The 15,271-nt window shown below is 68.2% G+C and carries 16 protein-coding genes; 8 read left to right on the top strand and 8 right to left on the bottom strand.

Annotated features, from left to right (window positions below; genetic code table 11):
• Window positions 1–9 precede the first annotated feature (9 nt).
• The 3 genes from IEY69_RS00745 to IEY69_RS00735 are packed head-to-tail and all read right to left on the bottom strand — an operon-like array spanning window position 10 to window position 2,440.
• Window positions 10–171, bottom strand: a complete 162-nt coding sequence (locus IEY69_RS00745; RefSeq protein WP_189071264.1) for a hypothetical protein — start codon at window positions 169–171, stop codon at window positions 10–12.
• Complete coding sequence (locus tag IEY69_RS00740; protein WP_189071263.1) at window positions 168–1,484, bottom strand: radical SAM/SPASM domain-containing protein; 1,317 nt, start codon at window positions 1,482–1,484, stop codon at window positions 168–170. Before IEY69_RS00740 ends, IEY69_RS00745 begins: the two co-directional genes overlap by 4 nt.
• Window positions 1,481–2,440 (bottom strand): MsnO8 family LLM class oxidoreductase, encoded by a 960-nt coding sequence (locus IEY69_RS00735; protein ID WP_189071262.1) that lies wholly within the window; start codon window positions 2,438–2,440, stop codon window positions 1,481–1,483. Before IEY69_RS00735 ends, IEY69_RS00740 begins: the two co-directional genes overlap by 4 nt.
• A gap of 126 nt (window positions 2,441–2,566) precedes the next feature.
• Here IEY69_RS00735 and IEY69_RS00730 point away from each other — a divergent pair, with 126 nt between their 5' ends.
• The 8 genes from IEY69_RS00730 to IEY69_RS00695 all read left to right on the top strand — a co-directional run bounded on the left by IEY69_RS00730 (window position 2,567) and on the right by IEY69_RS00695 (window position 9,676).
• Window positions 2,567–2,740: a hypothetical protein gene (locus tag IEY69_RS00730; protein ID WP_189071261.1), complete on the top strand. Its 174-nt coding sequence runs from the start codon at window positions 2,567–2,569 to the stop codon at window positions 2,738–2,740.
• Between the two features lie 40 nt (window positions 2,741–2,780).
• Complete coding sequence (locus IEY69_RS00725; RefSeq protein WP_189071260.1) at window positions 2,781–2,966, top strand: hypothetical protein; 186 nt, start codon at window positions 2,781–2,783, stop codon at window positions 2,964–2,966.
• Window positions 2,967–3,065: 99 nt separating this feature from the next.
• A complete protein-coding gene (locus tag IEY69_RS00720; RefSeq protein WP_189071259.1) occupies window positions 3,066–5,030 on the top strand; it encodes a lantibiotic dehydratase in 1,965 nt (654 codons plus the stop codon).
• On the top strand, window positions 5,027–5,701 hold the full coding sequence (locus IEY69_RS00715; RefSeq protein ID WP_189071258.1) for a thiopeptide-type bacteriocin biosynthesis protein: 675 nt from the start codon (window positions 5,027–5,029) through the stop codon (window positions 5,699–5,701). The genes IEY69_RS00720 and IEY69_RS00715 overlap by 4 nt, the downstream gene beginning before the upstream one ends.
• A gap of 5 nt (window positions 5,702–5,706) precedes the next feature.
• Window positions 5,707–6,954, top strand: a complete 1,248-nt coding sequence (locus IEY69_RS00710; RefSeq protein ID WP_189071257.1) for a M16 family metallopeptidase — start codon at window positions 5,707–5,709, stop codon at window positions 6,952–6,954.
• Window positions 6,951–7,424 (top strand): hypothetical protein, encoded by a 474-nt coding sequence (locus IEY69_RS00705; protein WP_189071256.1) that lies wholly within the window; start codon window positions 6,951–6,953, stop codon window positions 7,422–7,424. The genes IEY69_RS00710 and IEY69_RS00705 overlap by 4 nt, the downstream gene beginning before the upstream one ends.
• Window position 7,425: 1 nt before the next feature.
• The gene (locus IEY69_RS00700) at window positions 7,426–8,658 is read left to right on the top strand and encodes an MFS transporter (protein WP_189071255.1); all 1,233 of its coding nucleotides are present in this window, start codon (window positions 7,426–7,428) and stop codon (window positions 8,656–8,658) included.
• 157 nt (window positions 8,659–8,815) lie between these two features.
• Complete coding sequence (locus IEY69_RS00695) at window positions 8,816–9,676, top strand: Ig-like domain-containing protein (protein WP_229783520.1); 861 nt, start codon at window positions 8,816–8,818, stop codon at window positions 9,674–9,676.
• A 60-nt stretch (window positions 9,677–9,736) separates the two neighbouring features.
• Here the strand turns inward: IEY69_RS00695 and IEY69_RS00690 are convergent, their stop codons facing one another.
• The 5 genes from IEY69_RS00690 to IEY69_RS00670 are packed head-to-tail and all read right to left on the bottom strand — an operon-like array spanning window position 9,737 to window position 15,245.
• Window positions 9,737–10,930, bottom strand: coding sequence for a thiolase family protein (locus tag IEY69_RS00690; RefSeq protein ID WP_189071253.1), 1,194 nt, complete (start codon window positions 10,928–10,930; stop codon window positions 9,737–9,739).
• Entirely contained in the window at window positions 10,930–11,271 is a 342-nt protein-coding gene (locus tag IEY69_RS00685) for a hypothetical protein (RefSeq protein ID WP_189071252.1), read from the bottom strand. Before IEY69_RS00685 ends, IEY69_RS00690 begins: the two co-directional genes overlap by 1 nt.
• A complete protein-coding gene (locus IEY69_RS00680) occupies window positions 11,268–12,491 on the bottom strand; it encodes an alpha/beta hydrolase (RefSeq protein WP_189071251.1) in 1,224 nt (407 codons plus the stop codon). Before IEY69_RS00680 ends, IEY69_RS00685 begins: the two co-directional genes overlap by 4 nt.
• Window positions 12,488–12,862 carry a four helix bundle protein gene (locus IEY69_RS00675; RefSeq protein WP_189071250.1) on the bottom strand — a complete coding sequence of 125 codons (375 nt, stop codon included), beginning with the start codon at window positions 12,860–12,862 and terminating at the stop codon, window positions 12,488–12,490. The genes IEY69_RS00680 and IEY69_RS00675 overlap by 4 nt, the downstream gene beginning before the upstream one ends.
• Window positions 12,863–12,899: 37 nt before the next feature.
• Window positions 12,900–15,245 carry a 3-hydroxyacyl-CoA dehydrogenase/enoyl-CoA hydratase family protein gene (locus IEY69_RS00670; protein WP_189071249.1) on the bottom strand — a complete coding sequence of 782 codons (2,346 nt, stop codon included), beginning with the start codon at window positions 15,243–15,245 and terminating at the stop codon, window positions 12,900–12,902.
• Window positions 15,246–15,271 lie beyond the last annotated feature (26 nt).

Genomic DNA, 15,271 nt, shown 5'->3' with positions numbered 1-15,271 from the left:
ACCTCGCGGTCAGCCAGTCTGCACAGGTAAGGGGCATTCGAGGGGCGTGATCTGAACCCCCGCACAGTCCCAGTGGGTGCCCCCGCCGGGTTGACCCGCCCCGCCACTTTCGGCGAACGCGACGGAGGAAACGGCGAGCAGCAGGGCCAGGGCGCGCAGCAGTGATTTCATTGAAGCACCTCGAGTTCCAGGGTGTGGTCGGCGTGCATGAGCGGCAGGAACTTCTTGAAGTTGCGTTTGATGTCCGGGCAGGGTTGACGGCCGTGATCCATCTTCTCGAGCGGGCAGGCCGCGCCGTGGCAGGAGGGCCGGATCGCGCAGGACTGGCAGGTGGTGTCGGTCAGGGCGTTGTCCTGCACCCAGGGCAGCAGCCGGGCCTGATCAAGGTGCAGGGACCCGTCGGCGTTCAGGTGACCCACGTGGTTGCGTTCGTCGTCGAGCGCGACGGTGCACTTCACGACCTGCCCGCTGGTCCGGATGGCGAACGAGTTGCCGCGCGCGGCGTAACAGGTGCTGCCGAACGGGTTGAGGTTCGCGTGGCGCATGCTCAGGCCGCAGGTGCGGGCGTGCTCGTACAGGGGGATGGCCAGGTCGAAGCCGTCATCCTGGTCGTACACGGTCAGGTGTTCGTCCTGCTCGCCGCCCCAGCGGCCGACCGGATGGGTGTGCAACTGGAAGCGCGGGTCGTGCCCGAAGGTTTCGCCCAGCTGAGTGATGAACTCGGGTGTCTGGGCGTAGTTGTCGGGGCTGAAGTTGATGCGCAGCGTGCAGGTGAAATCCAGGTCGGAGGCGCGCAGGAACAGCAGGTTGCGCCAGATGGTGTCGAAGGTGCCGCCGCCCCCCTGCAGCTTGCGGGTCTGATCGTGGGTTTCCTGCGGGCCGTCCAGGGTGATCTGGAAGTCGCGCAGTCCGGTGCGGATCAGGTCCGGGGCGAGTTCGGGCGTCAGGTAGTAGCCGTTGGTGGTGGCGTGCGCCATGTACTTGAATCCGTGCGCTTCACTCAGGGCCGTGAAGTGATTGGAGAGGTCCTGGACGATGTCGTGGGCGTGCAGCGGTTCACCGCCGAACCAGGAGATCGACAGGAGTTTCAGGCCGGGCGCGCGGCGGGTCACGAGTCGTTTGACGCCCTCGATCACCTCGGGCTTCATGCGGCCGTGCAGGAACTTCTCGTAGCAGTACGTGCAGCGGAAGTTGCACTGCTCGGTCGAGAACAGGATCAGGTGCAGCACGTCGTCCCGGAAGAAGGCGGTCACCTGCTGCTGCCGGGCACGCAGGAGTTCGTCGGTGTCGGCGGCGATCAGGTGCCCGTCGCGGCGCAGCTGCGCGGTCAGCGGATCGGTCGGGTCCGGCTGGGCCCGCTTGAGCAGGTCCAGGGCGCGGGGCGGGTAGAAGCCGCCCTTGCCGCTGAAGGTGTTGTGCAGGTACACCCCGGCGTCCTGCCGGGACTGCAGGGTGTACCGCGAGCGTTTCAGGTCGGCCGTCATAGGTAACCTCCGGGCTGGTGGGGCAGGTGGATGGGGGGTGGAGCAGCCTGCGCGAACGCCTCGGCGATCAGCGCGTAGGAGTGGCGGCGGGCCTGCGGGTCATGCGTGATGGTTAGGAGCGCCAGTTCATCTGCGCCGTAGCGGCGGGCCAGAGCGTTCAGGGCGGACCGGACGGTGACGGGATCACCGACGACCAGCCGGGGGTACAGGGCCAGCGGGCCGGGCGTGACCGGCAGACCGGCTGGCGGGGGCACGGGTTGACCGCCGGGCGCCGTGCCCTGCGCGCTGAAGTACGCCCGGTGACTGCGGGCCAGGTGCAGGGCCGCTTCGGTCGTGTCGGCGCACACCACGGCGACCGCCAGCGCGACGGTGGGGCCCGCGTGCCGCCGGGCCGTGTGCTGCTCGCGGTACGCCTGCACGTCGCCCGGGTCGCCCGTGACGTTGCCGCTGCCGTAGTGCCAGCCGAGGGTGGCGGCCAGTTCGGCGCTGCGGGCGCTGGCGCCCAGCACCCAGCCGTGCACGTCGGCGTTCAGGTCTCGTAGCGCCTCATCCAGCGCCGCGAGACGGTCCGGGTACGGCGTCCCGTCTCCGCCCAGGCGGCGGGTGGTCTGCTCGTCCGCGCCGGTCCCGCCGGCGACGCCCAGGTCGATGCGGCCCGGGTGCAGCGCCGCGAGCGTGCTGAACGTCTCGGCGACATGCCAGGGGGCGTGGTGCCGCAGGACCACACCGCCGGACCCGACCCGGATCCGTTCCGTTGCGGCGGCCACCGCGGCCACCAGCACGGCGGGGGCGGGGCAGACGGCGGCGCGGGGCAGGTGATGCTCGGCGTACCACACGCGCCGGTAGCCGGACCGTTCAGCCGTCTGAGCCAGCTGGATGGCGGCGCGGAGGGCGTCACGTGGGGACTGACCGCAGGACAAGGGGACCGGATCGAGCACACTGAGTTGGACCGTCATGCGTCCCTCCTTTGGTCTTCATTGGACCTTCAGGGGGGTTGCCGAGGGGTTGTCAGGGAGCGAGCGCTCAGGCAACCCTGCCGCAACCCGGCCTGCGGTTCTCTAGGAAGCAGGAGGTGACACACCGTGAGTCAAAGCCCCCACCGGCCAGCGCCGCGTCCGGACCGCCCGTCGGAACCACCGGCGGACCAACCGCACGCTCCGCCTGCCCAGGAGGTGCCCCTGATGCCCGAGATCGGCATCGTCGAGCCCGGGCTGGAAGAGGAAGGCATCCTGATCGACATCTTCTGCCCCGGTTGAACCGTCCCCACCGCCCCCACTCCTGCACGAGGTGATCATCATGACCAACGAAAACAAGAAAGCGAAGCTGGATCTCAAGGCCCTGGAACTCACCGACGACGGCAAGGTCGTGATCGAGGACCCCGAGCTGTTCGCCGCGCTGAGTGACCTGAAGAGCCGTGATCAGGTGGACGAGGAAGGCATGACGGACATCAACATCTACAAGTGCGGGTCCTCCGCGCTGTAAAGCCTGTGCCGGTCCCCACGCTGGGATTCGGCTGATCGGTCGAGGGGCGCCGCGGCAATCCGTGGCGCCTCTTCGCCACGTCGGAGGTGATCCGTCCTGATGTTCGAGAGTCCGCAGATCGATCCGGCCTGCCTGTACCGGGTGCCGCTTGCCCCAGCGAACCTGTTCAGCGAGTTGCGCGGCACACAGACCCTGGAGGACACGATCACCGTCCTGCGCGACTGGCCGCTGTCGGCAGAGGCGCTGCTGATGGCGTCTCCCACCCTGGAGCGGGAATCCAGGCGTACCCCACGGCGCGCAAAGACGGCCCGGGCCCTGCAACGCAGCCTGCACCGCTATCTCATCCGTGCGAGTACACGCAGCGTGCCGTTCGGTCTCTTCGCCGCTCCGGGCGCGGCCCAGTGCAGCGCCGAGTTCATCTCGCAGAAGCCGATGTTGCGCGTGCAGCTGACCGCCCTGTCGGGTGCACTGGCCGAGGCGCGTCCGATCCTGGAAGACCGGTTGCCACCCACGTTGCAGGTGATGCTCAACGGCACCGCGCACCATGAGAACGGTTGGTTGACCTGGCAGGGACTGCAAGACCGCACCGAGTGGCGGGTTCCGTGCAGCGAGGCATTCTGGCGCGTTCTGGTCCGGGCCCGGACGCCGGTCCCACTGGCTTCGCTCGGGGAGGCGATCACGGATGACCTGCTGCGGGTTCTGCTGCGCAAGGATCTGCTGCTCAGCGAGCTCCAGCCGCTGCTGACGGTCACCCCACAGGCGGCGGCGCGCGTGGAGGCGCTGGGCGGCCCACCCCCAGCCCCGGTGTACGCCGATCTTCCAGGCGGGACGGCGCGGCTGGACGCCCTGCGGCAGGCGCTGGCCGGTCAGGGGCTCGATGGTGACGTGCAGCGCCACCTCGCACTGGACGCCACGCTGGACGGCGTGGCTCACCTGCCGCCTCAGGTGCTGGTGGATCTTCAAGAGGGCCTGTCCGTCCTGACACGCAGCCCGCAGGGTCCCCCTGTGACCGGGAACTGGTCAGCCTACACCGAGGCGTTCCGCGCACAGTTCGGGGACGCTCGCGTGACCCTCCGTGAGGCCCTGACGGTGGCTGACGCATTGGAGACCGCGCCCCCCCCGGCCCCACCCTGGTCTGACTGGCCCGCGCTGCTGGCCGGGGCGCCCGGCGTGCTGGACCTCACTGACGTGCAGCTGGCTCGCCTGCCGGTCACGGCGCGACCCGGTGACCACCCGTTCGATCTGTTCGCGTGGGTCCTGGCGCGGAACACCACCGATCTGTGGGCGGGCGACTACACCCTGGCGCTGCTGAGTGGCAGCACCCCGGAAGTGGGTCAGGCCACTGCCCGCCTCCGGGTGGCGCACCCGCACCTGCCGGCACCGGGCGCACGGGGTCCGGCGAATACGGTGGTCACGGCACTCTGCCTGCAGCACCCGCTGGCTGCGGCGAACGATACCGCCCGCTGCCGCCCCGGAACGCCACTGGAACTGCACGTCCCGGGTCATCCGTTGATCCCCGACCACCGCAGGGTGGATCTGCCGGACGTGCGGGTCAGCTGCCGGGACGGTCAGGTCGAGCTGTGGTGCGCCCAGCGTGAACAACAGCTTCATCTGGTTCTGCCCACGCTGACTCGCACCGATCACCTGGGGCCGCTGGCCCGCTGGCTGACCGCCGTGGCCTTGCAGGGCCGCACGCCTCCACGGTGGCGGTGGGGGCCGCTGGGGGATCGGGAGACCTTGCCACGGGTGACCCGGGGCCGCTGCGTGCTCAGTGCGGCGTCATGGCGCGTGCCTGCTCACTGGCAGGGAACGGACCCGCCGGACCGTGAGGTGCTCGCCTGGCTGGAACGGGTGGGAGCTCCGGATCTGGTGCGCGTGGGCCGGGGTGACCGGCAACTCACACTGGACTGGCGGCACGTCACGCACCGCGACCTCCTCCGGGCAGAATGCCGCCGTGGCAGCGTGCGGGTCAGCGAAGCTGTGGTGACGCCGGACCTGGCCTGGTTCACAGGACATGACGGTGCGCGGCACCTCTTCGAGGGCATCTTCACGGTGCGGCCGTGACGGGCTGGCTCGCGGCACGTCTGACCTGGCCGGATCTCGAGAAACGTTCGCAGGCGCAGCGGGTGCGGCACCTGCAGCAGGACCTCGCGCCGGAGGTCCGCCGCTGGCATTACCTGTGGCACGCCGAAGGCGGCATGCACCTGCGCCTGCGGCTGTGCTGCCGCGGCGAGGCGTCCCGGCAGCGGGTCTGGGCTCAACTGCGGCGGGCCGTGCCGGGCGCAGTCCAACAGGAGTACCGGCCGGAATACTGGAAGTTCGGGGGGGCGCGGCACTACCCGCTTCACGAACGCTTCTTTCAGGCCAGCAGTGAACGGGCGCTGGCCGTGTGGGACCTGGAAACGCCGGACGCCCGCATGAGGGCCGCGTATGTCGATGCGGCACATCTGCTGCGCTGCCTCGGGCCCGCGCGGACCGAGGCACACGAGGCCATGACCCGGTTTGCCCGGACGCACCTGTCAGATCAGCCGGGCGTGACCCGCGCAGCCACGGCGCTGCGGGAGGCGACCCTGCCGCTGGCCTGGGCTCCGGACTGGCCTGAGCCCGGCGCTCTCGGCGCGAACCTGCAGGGATTGCATCTTCATCTGAATCGCCTGGGCCTGGGCCTGCGCAGCGAGGCGCTGGTGTATCTCGCGGTCTGCAACCCCCCGGCAACCCTGCCCTCTGGAGACTGAACAGCATGGAACTCTATACCACCGGCTATCTGGACAACGGCCTTGGGTTTCTGATCGCCCCGCGTCCCGGCGCTCACCTCATTCACCTGGCCGCGTACCTCGATCACGGCGTCAAGGACGAGCGTGAGCAGGAAAACGGCATCAGTCACCTGCTGGAGCACGTGCTGTTCAACCCGAACAACCTGACGGGCACGCAGGGCAAGCAGTGGCAGGCGCTGGCCAAGAGTGGCGCGCGGATCGAGGCGTTCACCGGCAAGGAACACACGCGGCTGGGCCTGTCGTGCCTGCCGCGTGACCTGCCGAAGGTCATGGCGTTCACGGCGGACCTGCTGCGCAACCCCAAGGTGACCAAGCAGGCGCTGGAGCACGAGCGGAAGATCGTGCTGGACGAAATTCACCGCAAGCGCAACCGGCCGGAGTTCCTGTGGACGCTGGTCGAGGAGGCGCTGTACGCCCCGCCGTACGGCATGTCGATCCTGGGCCCGCCGGAGATCGTGTCGCAACTGAACCTCAAGCAGATGCGGCAGCGGGCGCTGGACGCCTGCACCCCGGAACGCACCCGGCTGGTCATTGCCGGGAAGGTGGACAGCGGCACCGTCCGCCTGATCGAGGAGCACTTCGAGGACTGGTACGCCGCGCCGCTGCACACCGAGTACCGCCCAGTGGAGATCGTGCCGCAGCTGATCGGCGTGCCCAGCCGCAGCGAACGGGTGACGCTGTACCTGTCCTGCCCGGGCCCGGCACTGGGTGACCCGGACCGGCCCGCCACCGAGGTGTTCGGCGCGCTGCTGGGTGGGGGCCTCCGGTCGCGGATGTTCCAGCGGCTGCGGGAGGAGCGGCAGCTGGCGTACGCGGCGCAGGGGGGCAGTTCGCACTGGCGGCGCAGCGGGTACCTGTTCATGGCGATGGACCTGGCCCGCGAGCGGGTCCCGGAGGCGTTCCGCACCCTGATGGAACTCATTCAGGAGGTGCAGGCCAGCCCGCCCCGCGAGGAGGAGACCGATGAGACCCGCGAGAGTTTCGCCCTGAAGGCCCTGCAGGAATCCGAGGGGCCCGGGCTGGCCACCAAGCTCGCGCAGCACTGGCTGAACGACGAGGTGTACTTCCCCACCCGCGCCGCCCGCATGTACCGGCAGGTGAGCGCCGCGGACGTGCAGGCCGCGGCCGGATACCTGAATCCGCAGCAGATGGCCATGGTGGGGATCGGCATGAGCGACGGGGAACTGGCAGACCTGCTGGAGGTGGTCGTATGACGACAGTCGGAAGTGGCATTCAGATGGAAGAGAGCCTGTGGCGGACCTTCACGTCCCTGCTGGACGGTCCCAGCACCGCGCGCGGAGTGGCCACGCGGCTCGGTCGGCCCGTGGCGACCGTGGTGCGCAACCTCAATCACCTGCAGGCCCATGGTCTGGTGTGCGAGACCGGCACGGACCGCGTCGGGCATCACATCGAGCGGGTGTACCGCCTGCCCGAGGGCGCCGTGCGCGTCAAGGACGAGCGGGCCCTGGGGCTGGCGTTCCACGAGACGGAACGTGGCCTGACCCTGGCGTCCTTCAACGGGCTGCCCAGCGCCGCCGGGATGGTCAGCGTGTGCGTCCCGCGCGAGCAGGCGGCGGGCATCATGCGGCGCCTGCAGCAGCTGCGGGAGGACATCGAAGCTCTACAGCAGGAGGGCGGGGACGTGAAGGTGTCGTTCTTCCTGGCTGGCTGGACGGAGGACTGATATGACGGCTCACCCTATCCGCAACGCCGCGTTCCGCTCGGTGCTGCTCACCCGCCTGTTCTCCGCCCTGAGTGGCGGGTTCTACAACGTCCCGATCATGTGGTGGGTGCTCGAGAAGACCGGGTCCGGCACCATGCTGGCGTCCGTGGGTCTGGTCAGCGCCCTGGCGGGCCTGATCGCCGCGCCCATCGGCGGAATGCTGGCCGACCGGCAGCACAAACGCCTGCTGATCCAGGCCACGTACGTCGCCGACGCGCTGCTGCTGGTCCTGATGGCCACGCTGGTCCTGAGCGGGCACATGCAGGTGTCATACGTGTTCCCGCTGCTGGCCGTCACCAACTTCGTCGCGGCGCTGCGCGGACCCGCCTCGGCGGTCCTGGTCCCCCTGATCATTCCGCGCGCGGTGTACCAGCAGGGCAACGCCCTGATGAGCCTCACCGGCAGTCTCGCCAGCCTCACCGGGTATGCCCTGGCGGGGACCGCCACCGGGTTCGCCGGGGTGCACGGCGCCATGCTGATCGGCGCCATGCTGCTGGCCGCGGCCATCGTGACTCTGTGGACCCTGCCGGAACCGCGTGTGCAGCCCACTCCCGGCACCCCAGCGGCCGATGAGGAACCCCGCGAGGGTCTGCTGGCCGGCCTGAAGGTCATCTGGGCCAACCCACTGCTGTTCTGGACGTTCGCCGTCAGCCTGCTGCTGAACTTCGTGCTGATCCCGCTGGAGGTCACGCTGGCTCCGTTCGCCCGCACGCTGGGTCTGGGCGCCCGCGAGTTCGGATTCCTGAGCGCCAGCATCTCCGTGGGGCAGCTGGTGGGCATGCTGATCCTCAGCTCGTACCGCCTGCCGCGGCCCTGGCTGGCACTGGTGGGCGGCACGTTCGGCATCGCGGCCTCCATCGGCGGGCTCAGCGTGGCCACCACCCTCACGCAGGCGCTGGTCCTGCTGGCGCTGGCGGGGCTGAGTGCGGCCGTGATGAACGTGCAGCTGAGCGTCATGTCCCAGCTGAACATTCCGCAGGCCGTGATGGGCCGCGCCTACGGCGTGATCTCGTCCCTGTCGAGCGCCATTCAACCCCTGGGGTACGCCGGGGCGGCCGCGCTGCTCGCCTGGATGCCCCTTCAGAGCATCTTCCTGGTGATCGCAGCCCTGTTGGCTGCCGCCGCTGCCGCGTGGCTGCACCCCACCCTGAGGGTCGGGTTCGACAAGCCGATGATTCCAGCCGCCACCGATTAATCACCGCCATCCAGAGGGACGGGCAGGCTTAAGGGTCTGCCCGTCCTCCATGCCGGTCTTCACGCGCCTCCCCGGTTCACCTGTTGCACCTTCATGAAGCCCGCCGGTGCCCAGTCTGCGCCACCTGAGCACCACGCGGCACCCTAGAGTGCCCCCTGTGAATCGCGCCTTCTTTTTGGCCCTCCCCGCACTCCTGATCACCGCCTGCACGCCGGGCGGGCCCAGCACCCCCGACACCACCGGCCCGCAGATCAGCTTCAGCCAGAGCCCCTCCGACGGCAACAGTGACGTGACCATCACCGCCAACGCCACGGACAGCAGCGGCGTCGCGAAGGTGGAGTTCTACCAGAACGGCACCCTGAAAGCCACCGACACGGCCGCGCCCTACCAGTACACCGTCAATGTTCTGAACGACGACCGCACCGGGTTCACCGCGAAGGCCTACGACACCAGAGGCAACGTGAGCACCAGCGCCGAGTTCAACGTCACCACCCTGAACCAGGGCGTGTGGGAGTGGGGCGTCTTTGACCAGAGCGGTACCCTGCTCGACAGTGGTGTCGCGATCTACAACGACGAGAGCGTCGACACGGACGGCAGCGTGGCCCTCGGCGGGTACGTCAACGGCACGCAGACGAAGGGCGGCCCGACCGTGCTTGGCAACCTCTCCAGCGCCACGTCACTTGAGACTGCCTTCGCCCTCACGAACGATTTCAAGGTGGGGTATTTCGATGGGCGCGATCTGGACGGCAAGTTCAGCGTTGAAACCCTGAGCAATGGGAAATCGTACCCGGCATTCATCGGTGGTGGGAGCACCTACGACACCAGTGGCACCGCCATTCAGAGCGTCGGTATCCTCATGCTCCAGGTCTCCACCGAGGTGCCCCGGATGACCACCACGCGTACCGCCGCCACCATTCAACGCCTCGCCGCGCAGCGTGCCCTGGGTAGCCTGAGCGTCCAGCCTCGCCCCGTGAACGCCGCCGCGATCCTGAACGCCAGCCGGTTCATCAAGCGCTGAACCAGTAAGAAAACAGGGCACCCACTTTCCGGCGGGTGCCCTGCTTCTGTCCTGCTCGGGTCAGTCGGCGGCCTGATCCGCGCCGTACACTTCGATGATCCCGGCGGCGCCCATGCCCCCGCCGATGCACATGGTGATCAGGGCCTTCCCGCCCCCACGGCGCTGCAGTTCGTAGATGGCGCTCGTGGCGAGCTTCGCGCCGCTGCAGCCCAGGGGGTGCCCCAGGGCGATCGCGCCGCCGTTGACGTTCATGATGTCCTGGTTCAGGCCCAGTTCCCGCGCGACGGCGAGGGACTGCGCGGCGAACGCCTCGTTCAGTTCGATCAGGTCGATGTCGTCGAGGGTCAGGCCGGTCTGCGCGAGCACCTTCGGCACGGCCTTGACGGGGCCGATGCCCATCAGTTCGGGTTCGACGCCCGCCACGGCGAAGCCGAGGAACTTCGCCAGCGGCTTCACGCCGAGTTCCTGCGCCTTCTCGCCGCTCATGATCAGCACGGCGGCCGCGCCGTCACTGAAGGGGCTGCTGTTCGCGGCGCTGACGGAGCCGGTCGCCTTGAACGCGGGGCGGACCTTCGCCATGTCCGCGAGGTTCGCGTCCCGGCGGATCAGTTCGTCCTTGTCGAAGTTCACGGTTTCGGACTTCATCTTCGTGCCCTTCAGTTTGTCCACGCGGACGGGCACGGGCACGATCTCGGCGTCGAACTTCCCGGCGTCCTGCGCGGCCGCGGCGCGCTGGTGGCTGCGGAACGCGAACGCGTCCTGATCCTCACGGCTGATGCCGTACTTCGTGGCGACGTTCTCGGCGGTCATGCCCATGCCGATGTACGCGCCGGGACGGGCGTCCACCAGCTCCGGGTTCGGGCTGGGGTTGTGGCCGCTCATGGGCACGAAGCTCATGCTCTCCACGCCACCGGCCAGCATCACGTCCGCCTGCCCTGCCTGAATGGCCGCTGCGGCCATCGCGATGGTCTGCAGGCCGCTGGAGCAGAAGCGGTTCACGGTCACGCCACCCACGCTGTCGGGCATCCCGGCACGCAGCGCGGCCAGACGGGCCACGTTCAGGCCCTGCTCCGCCTCGGGAATCGCGCAGCCGAGGTACACGTCCTCGACGATACCGGCGTCCACACCGGCGCGCTTGACGGCCTCGTTCAGCACCAGCGCCGCCAGGTCGTCGGGGCGGGTGTTCGCCAGGGTGCCTTTCACGCCACGACCAACGGGCGTCCGGACGGCAGAAACAATAACAGCGTCACGCATCAGGGTTCTCTCCTTGTACCGTCGCTCTCGGACGGTTGAATGTGAATCAGTCCTGTCATCGACAGAAATTCTTTGGTGCTCATCGAGGGAGGCAGGGAGGGGATAGGGATGTCACTGCCTCCGATCCATGCACCACTCTCGTGTTGAAGGTTGAACGTCGCGCCTGCACCCATGAATACGACCAGGCCCGTGGGCATGGAGAGACATTCGGGTTGTTCTTCGCTTCCCAGCCAGCTCAGGACGTACCTCTCACCTGCGGCGAGCCGGAAGGTCTCACCCCACGGTTCCACCACGAGTTCAGTGTCCTCCTTCAGGTGCAGAGGCAAGGTCAGGGCACTCACCCTTCCACCTCTGGCAGGACGTTGCCGATGAAGGTTTCGAGTTGGGCGTCGTACTGTTCGGGGTTGATGTTCCACACGCGGATGTGTTTGCCGCCTTCGACCCGGTGGTATTCGATGAGGTCGGGGCGGGCGGCGGCCAGCGCGTCGGCCTGCGCGATGGGAATGGTGCGGTCACGCGTGCCGTGCCACATGAGGATGGGGAGGTTGAAGTTGGGTGCGGCGCGGATCTGGTCGACGGTGTCGAAGTCCTGGCCGCTGCGGCGTGTCACGACCCACTGGGTGAAGGTGGCGACGTGCCGCGCGAGGAAGGGGGGGAGGCCGAAGCGTTGGCCCTGGGAGAGGATGGTGGCCCGCCAGTCCAGCGCGGGGCAGTCGAGCATGACGCCCGTGACGGGAATCGGGTACGGCTGGTGCCGTTCGCGCAGGGCGCTCAGGGCGATGTTGCCGCCCATGCTGAAGCCGTACAGCACGGCGCGTTTGTACCCGGCCTGCTGCGCCCAGTGGAGGGCGCTGATGACGTCCTCGGCTTCCTGGTCGCCCAGGGTCAGGTAGCCGCTCTCGCTGCGGGGGGCACCGTGGGCGTTGCGGAACGTGACGAACAGGCTGCCCGTCCCGGTGCGCCGCAGCGCGGGCAGCATCCGCAGTGCCTGGGCGCGCTGTCCGCCGTGACCGTGGATGACGATCACGAGGGCGTCCGCGCGGCCCGGTGCGTCCCCGCTTGGGGGGATGTGCCACGCGGGCATATCGCCCAGTGGCGTGTGAACGGCGGTGTGCTCGAACTCCACGCCCAGCTGGGCGGGCGTGCCGTTGTACACGAACGTGCTGGCCCATGCGAGTGCGCCGTTGGGCAGCACGCCGCGTTCCTCCTGCACCTCGCGGCGCACCAGCGTGCCGACGACCTTCCGTTCGCCCAGCACCGCGTGCCCCTTGTTCGGGAGCAGCGGCACGATCCCGATGGGACCACGCGAGAGCGTCTCGCTGCCGGCGGGCAGGTACACCTCGTTCCCCCGCCGACCCACCGGCACGAACACGCCCTTCACCCAGCGCGTCTTACTCCGCAGGGTGATGTCGGCGCCCACCAGCGCGCCCGCCAGCACCACCCCGGCGTAAGCCAAGGCGGCCCAGCCGAGGGCGCGGCGTTTACGGACGTTCAGGAGTCGGTCGGTCAGGCGGCCGCCGGTTGATGGGTGATGGGTGATGGGTGATGGTTGGCGCTTCATGCTTCGGCCTTCAGGTTACGGGCGAGGGCGCTGAGCATGGCGGCGATGGTCTGTGCCTGCTCGTGAACGGCCTGGGTGTCGGCCTGCAGGACGAAGCCCAGTCGCACGGCGAGTTGCAGTCCGCTGGCGACCTCGTACGTGGACCCTCTGGCCTGCGTCAGGAAGTGGGCGAAGTCCTTGCGGGAGTCCCGCCCGGCCCCTTCGGCAATGTTGAGGGTGACCGAGGTCGCCGCGCAGCGCAGCTGATTGGTCAGACCGAAACGTTCGTCCTGCGGAAAATGCCCGGACACGCGGTAGACGTCGGCTGCCATCTCCACCGACAGGTGGTAGACGTCCAGTTTTTCGAATCCGAAGAAGCGTGCCTGAGTCATCTGTCCTCTTTCAACCTTCATCCATCAACTATCGACGTTAGTTGCGCAGGGGTTTGCCGGTTTTGAGCATGTGCTCGATGCGCTGCTGGGTGCCTTTCTTCCCGAGGAGGGTGAGGAAGGCTTCGCGTTCGAGGTCGAGGAGGTGTTGTTCGGACACTTTGGCGGTGCGGTTGTTGCCGGTGCCGCCGGAGAGGACCTTGGCGAGTTGTTCGCTGACGACGAGGTCGTAGTCGGTGATGTAGCCGCCCTGGTGCATGCCGTGGAGGGCGCTCTTGATGGCGCCGATGGCGGCGTCGCCCATGACGGGGATGTCCTGGCGGGGGGCGGGTTGCACGTAGCCGGGGGCCAGGGCGATGACCTGGCGTTTGGCGTCACCTAGGATGTGGTTTTTGTTCATGGCGACGGTGTCGGTGTCGCGCAGGAAGCCGAGGTTGCGGGCTTCGAGGGCGCTGGTGCTCACCTTGGCGGTGCCGATGAGTTCGAAGGCGCGCTGCACGGCGGGCAGGAGCGTGGCGCCGAGGCGCTGGCTGGGCTGCTGCATGTCCGTGAAGCGCAGGAGCATTTCCTTGGTGCCGCCGCCGCCGGGGATGAGGCCCACGCCGACTTCCACGAGGCCCATGTACAGTTCTGCACTGGCGACGACGTGGTCGGCGTGCAGGGTGAATTCGGCGCCGCCGCCGAGGGTCATGCCGAAGGGTGCGGCGACGGTGGGGTGGGGGCTGAAGCGCAGGCTGGTGGTGACCTGCTGGAACTGCTTGATCATGTCGTCGAGTTCGTCCCACTCGTCCGCCTGGGCCTGCGAGAGGATCAGGGGGAGGTTGGCGCCCGCGCTGAAGTTGTCGCCCTGGTTGCCGATGACGAGGCCGTGGTAGCCCATGTCCTGCACGAGTTTGTGGGCGTCCTGCACGGTGCGGAGCTGGTCCTCGCCGAGGGCGTTCATCTTGGCGTGCCATTCGGCCAGGAGGACGCCGTCGCCCAGGTCGATGACGCTGGCCCCGGCGCGTTTCTTGACGATCTTGGTGGCGTCCTTCTTCAGGTCGGTCAGGATGAAGTAGGGGGCCTGGTAGGGGGTGGGCTGACCTTCGGGCGTGACGATCTCGTCACCCTGGTAGAAGGCGTCGCGGCCACTGGCTTTCATGGCGGCCAGCAGGGGGGGCAGGGTGCGACCCTCGGCCTCGAGGTTCGCGATGACGGTCTGGACGCCCAGGGTGTCCATGGTCTCGAAGGGACCCTGTTCCCAGCCGAAGCCCCACTTGAGGGCGTTGTCGATGTCCTGGAGGCGGTTGCTGACGGTTCCGGCCATCTTGGCGGCGTACCAGAAGCCGTCGTTCATGACGCCGCGCAGGAATTCGCCTTCCTTGCCTTCGGCGGCGTACAGGGCTTTCACGCGGGCGGCGAGGGGCTGGCCCTTGACGGCGTCCACGGCGGCGACCTTGACCTTGCCCTGGTCCTCGTACTCGAAGGTGTCGAGGTTCAGGTTGAGAATCTTGGTCTTGCCTTTTTCGTCTTTGGTCTTCTTGTAGAAGCCGCTGCCGGTCTTGTCGCCCAGCCACTTCTTGTCTTCCACGAGGGCGCGGAAGGCGGGCGTGAGGGTGAAGTCCTCATCATCCGGGGTGGCTTTGCCCAGGTCGCCCGCGACGTGGTAGATGATGTCCAGGCCGGACAGGTCGGCGGTGCGGAAGGTGGCGCTGTTGGCGCGGCCCAGCGCGGGGCCGGTCAGCTGGTCGACCTGCGCGGGGGTCAGGCCGGCCCTGACCATGTGGTCCATGGCGCGGACGATGCCGTACACGCCGATGCGGTTGGCGACGAAGCCGGGGACGTCGTTGGCGACGACGATGCCCTTGCCGAGGGTGGTTTCCGCGAATTCGCTGAAGGCCTCGGTGACCTTGGGGTCGGTCTTGGGGGTGGGAATGACTTCCAGCAGGTGCAGGTAGCGGGGCGGGTTGAAGAAGTGCGCGCCCACGAAGCGGCGCTGGAAGTCCTCGCTGCGGCCCTCGATCTGGAGGTGCATGGGGATGCCGCTGGAGTTGCTGCTGATGATCGCGGTCTTCTTGGCGACCGCCTCGACTTTGGCCCACAGGTCGCGTTTGGCGTCGAGTTTCTCGATGATCGCCTCGATGATCCAGTCGGCGTCCTTGAGTTTCTTCAGGTCGTCTTCGAGGTTGCCCACCTGAATCAGGGCGGCGCGGGCCGGGTCCATGAACGCGGCGGGGCGGGCTTTCAGGGCGCGCTGCACGCCGCTTTTGGCGAGGAAGTTGCGGTCGGGGTTGTCGGGCAGGACGATGTCCAGCAGGGTGACGGGAATCCCGGCGTTGGCGAGCTGGGCGGCGATGGCAGCGCCCATGACGCCTGCACCGATGACTGCGGCTTTCTGAATCTTCATGCGACCTCCTGCGAGATACCTATAAA

Origin of the sequence: Deinococcus sedimenti (genome assembly GCF_014648135.1) — a bacterium.
GTDB classification, from domain to species: domain Bacteria; phylum Deinococcota; class Deinococci; order Deinococcales; family Deinococcaceae; genus Deinococcus; species Deinococcus sedimenti.
Note: the sequence above shows the minus strand (reverse complement) of the source record. Positions and strands in the feature narration are given on the sequence as shown.